This is a genomic window from Pseudomonas sp. PDM27 (assembly GCF_019219205.1).
GTDB classification, from domain to species: Bacteria; Pseudomonadota; Gammaproteobacteria; order Pseudomonadales; family Pseudomonadaceae; genus Aquipseudomonas; species Aquipseudomonas laurylsulfatiphila.
This window is the reverse complement of the sequence record NZ_JAHUWF010000052.1, coordinates 1-207: the sequence shown is the minus strand read 5'-3', so window position 1 is coordinate 207 and position 207 is coordinate 1. Positions and strand designations below refer to the sequence as shown.

The following is a 207-nucleotide window of genomic DNA, read 5'->3' as shown; positions in this document are numbered from 1 at the left end:
GCAGAACCCAGCGGCGCAGAGCCGTAGGGCCCACCCCGGTGGCCTCACAGGCTTTAGGTATGGAGTAATTCATCTCCACTACCAAGCGGATGGCTTCCGCTTTTTCCTCAGATGTAACAACCCGATATCCCATGATGCGTCCTTAAGTCGATGCTCCTACATCATGGTCCAAAAATGTTCGACCACTACACGGCAGCTCCTACAGGT

The 207-nt window shown here is 54.1% G+C and carries 1 protein-coding gene; it reads right to left on the bottom strand.

The genetic code is table 11. From position 1 onward, the window contains the following. On the bottom strand, positions 1 to 133 hold a 133-nt coding region (locus KW838_RS30045), incomplete at its 3' end, for a transposase (protein ID WP_218500830.1). Positions 134 to 207 lie beyond the last annotated feature (74 nt).